Origin of the sequence: Kiloniella sp. EL199 (genome assembly GCF_900313065.1) — a bacterium.
Lineage (GTDB): Bacteria > Pseudomonadota > Alphaproteobacteria > Kiloniellales > Kiloniellaceae > Kiloniella.
The window spans coordinates 1-3,427 of sequence record NZ_OMPU01000019.1; the positions used below are offsets into that span (position 1 = coordinate 1).

1 protein-coding gene and 1 pseudogene are annotated in these 3,427 nt (G+C 46.0%); both read right to left on the reverse strand.

The genetic code is table 11. From position 1 onward, the window contains the following. Positions 1 to 115, reverse strand: a pseudogene (locus D9A03_RS20155) (IS5/IS1182 family transposase); the annotation flags it as partial. A 110-nt stretch (positions 116 to 225) separates the two neighbouring features. Next, positions 226 to 3,363, reverse strand: coding sequence for a LamG-like jellyroll fold domain-containing protein (locus D9A03_RS19705; protein WP_120498941.1), 3,138 nt, complete (start codon positions 3,361 to 3,363; stop codon positions 226 to 228). Positions 3,364 to 3,427 lie beyond the last annotated feature (64 nt).

Here is a 3,427-nt window from a genome sequence, read left to right on the forward strand (position 1 = left end):
CTGCGGTGCGGTGGGCTCTGAGGTGTGTCGCATCAATCATGAGTGTATCCGGCTCTCCTGTCTCGCTGGATAAGGTACTGAAAATGCGGTCAAAGACACCCAGGCGGCTCCACCTCGGATTAAACATTTAGATGTTAAATTCATATCGAATTCGGGCACAGAGTTGCCAAAGAAACCCTGTGCCCGAATTTTGCATTACCACAAAGACACTAGCTGTTGATAACCTTACGCGGCAGCTAGTGGTGTCAACATATGATTAACTTTCTGTTGAATGGGATTACCATTACTGGTTATACCATCATTGGTAAAGCTGCCATGTCCTGCCATTGCGGTAACCAATTGGTCAATATTTGGCAAAGCCGTACCTTCTGTAGCGTCTGGCACTATACTTCCAGTTATAGCACCAAGCTTTGCCGTTTCCCACAACTGGTCTTTATCCAGGTGTTCCGTCTGAGGCAAACGTTCTGCAATCATTTGAGGATCGCGGGCTTTAGTATAACCTTCTCCCTCCACACTGTCATAAGACAATGTATATCTATTCCCGGAAAGATCCGGCACCATACCATTCCTCTCACGATAGAGTGTATGGAAGTCCCAATGCGCCAGGAGATTATCCTGCAACCCGCTACCTGACATATTATCTTTGATCTCATCCTCACTTAAGGCCCTGCCATAGAGTTTGATATCCTCCAGAGCACCTCTAAAGTACTGGTTACTTGCATAACCACCATAWAAGCTGTCCTGATCCTGACCAATACTCAGGAGACCTCTCCCGTCAGCAATCTTCTGCCCCACGCCAACCCCTGACCAGGATTTACGGAGTACACCATCCAGATAAAGCTCCAACTTGCCCGTTGAACTATTCCAGGTCGTTGAAACTTTATGTTCCTGGCCATCCAGAACATCTAAAGCAGAAATGCCTGAGTCCTGATATTTGATTCCCTTAAAAATAATGTTTACACCACCGGAATCAACACCGACCATGAACTCATTCGAATTGCCCCTTTCCGCAGCATAAGAAAGCAACGGCACATAATCTGAACCGGATAAAGCCCGGACATCTGCCCGGAAGCGATGTTCAAGGGTAAATTGCTCTTTCCCGCTCAAAACATCCGGTGCGATAAAATGACCGTCATTACCTTCCTCGTTCAAACTGACAGCACCACGGTCAAAACCCCCTTCTACAGCAGTTACATCATAGCTGCGCAGTTCCACATTCCGCAGGCCGGCGGAAAGATAATAATCCCGAATAACAACACTAAGCAGTTTTCCCTCCTCAGCATTCGGTGCCTGACCTTGCACAACAAGATGATTACCCTCCCGCGTAAAGTTAGCCTCGGAAAGTTTAAAAGGCAGCCACACTGTATCAATACTCTTGTCTGTTGATTTTACATCAACAAACTTGATCCCTTCGGCATCGCCGGTAAAGCGGATATCATCCATACCATTGCCTCCCATGATGATATCGTCTCCCTTGCTATCAACAATAACATCACGTCCGCCTCCACCAACAAGAGTATCTGTACCATCACTGCCGATAAGGATGTCATTTCCATCCTCACCATAAAGCTTGTCCCCTAATCCTTCAGAACTGATCAAGGCACGCAAACGGTCATTACCCCCAGCACCAAACACGGAGCTAACAACCCGGGGTGATATAATCTCATTATCCTGATCATCACCGGGCAAAACTCCTTCATTGGACAAGTAAGGATTACCCTTAGCATCCACACCCAGTTCATAGATAGCACCACTGGCATCAACCAAACTAAGATGGCGATGCTGCTCCCCAACCATGAAATTCTTGAGACGAACTGTCGCAGCACGTTCCTCAGACGGTTTGTAATAAAGGATCACATCCTGCCCGTCTTGGCGGAGGCCAATATTCTCGCGAGCAACATTGTACAATAAATAATCTTCATCCAGAACTTGAGTAGAGGATCCGTCTTCAGCTGTGACCGTCCGGTAATCATCAAAATTCACAATTACCTTCTCACCGAGATCCGTTAGCTTGAACGCTGCAGGATCAATACGCCCATCCTCTACTTCAGCACGATCAATATTTACCGCATAGGTATCACTGCCTGCTTCGCCAGTCAGCGTGTCATATCCGCTGTAACCGCGCAGAATATTATTGTTTTCATCTCCATTAATTTCATCATCAAAGACGCTTCCCTCTGCCATTAATTTCATCATGGAGGGCAGGGTTATCGTTTTACTCTTGTCAGAGGACTTTATGACCAGGCTGGTCTGCCCGACAGAAGTAGACAGGTTATATGAGAGCTTGATCCTGGTATCCCCAAAAGTATCCAGTAGAGTGTGATCCAGGGTCGGCATATAACRTGCAACAAAACTGCCATTGAACGGCTGCAATTCACCCGCAGAATCACCCTTGCCTATGGTTTCTTGCCATTGCGGGCTCAGCAGGAAACCGTCCCTGCTTGTTAAAACATATCTTGAACGCAGGTGTTTGTTACCTGAAGAGTCTGTTTTATAGACATCCATGAGCTTTAAGGTCGTTTTTGTATCATCCCCGTTTTTCAAAACCAGATGAACATCATTACCTACAAGAGAGACTGATTCAATATCTTCAATCGTAAAGCCCAGAGTCAAAGAATTTATTTCGTTGAGGTTCTCTTCTTCAAAAACTTCCATAGATGCATTCGCACCGGGTTTCTTGATTACCTGATAGTTATCATTCCCCTCTCCACCATATGCCAAGGTATCATTTCGCAGGACAAGGCGATCATCACCACTCAGACCTCTGAGTTTATCACGACCTCCTGCCCCATCAAGCACATTGGTACCATCAGTACCGGTCAGACAATCATCAGTTTCGGCATTGCCAATAGCATGTTCAATGCCCGTTAATGCCCCAATATCATCATTCGCACCAATATACCTGACGTATTGTTTATTCAGATTGATATCATAACCCGTCTTGTCAGGACCCGCTTTTTGCACAGCGATGGTGTCGTCTCCTCCYCCCCCGTAGAAAATACTCTGACCCGTCGGGGCTGCCGCTCCCATTAACAAGAAGGTATCGTTCTTTTCACCCCCAWAGAATTTCTTGGTTCCACCAGAGACTGCAAACAGGTTTTGATGAGAACTATACCCTCTTATCTSGTCATTTCCGCCGCCTGTATTAAAGAATGCTGTTCTTCCACCATCCCCCTYAAGGCTTCCGACCCTAGCTATATTATCAAAACCTGCCTTACGTACCCAATTGTTATTAGCATCAATAAAATCATCARCATCATCAAGACCTGCTGCCAAATAATATTTTCGATCCGACGCTTGAATTTCATAAGTTATATTTTTAATCTGCCCTCTAATTCCGGAAGCATCTTGCCCACTTTGCAACCGGGAAATCTTCTTCGCAGCAGCTTAAGGCGACATACCGTCCTCAATACCTCTTTCGTCCCAA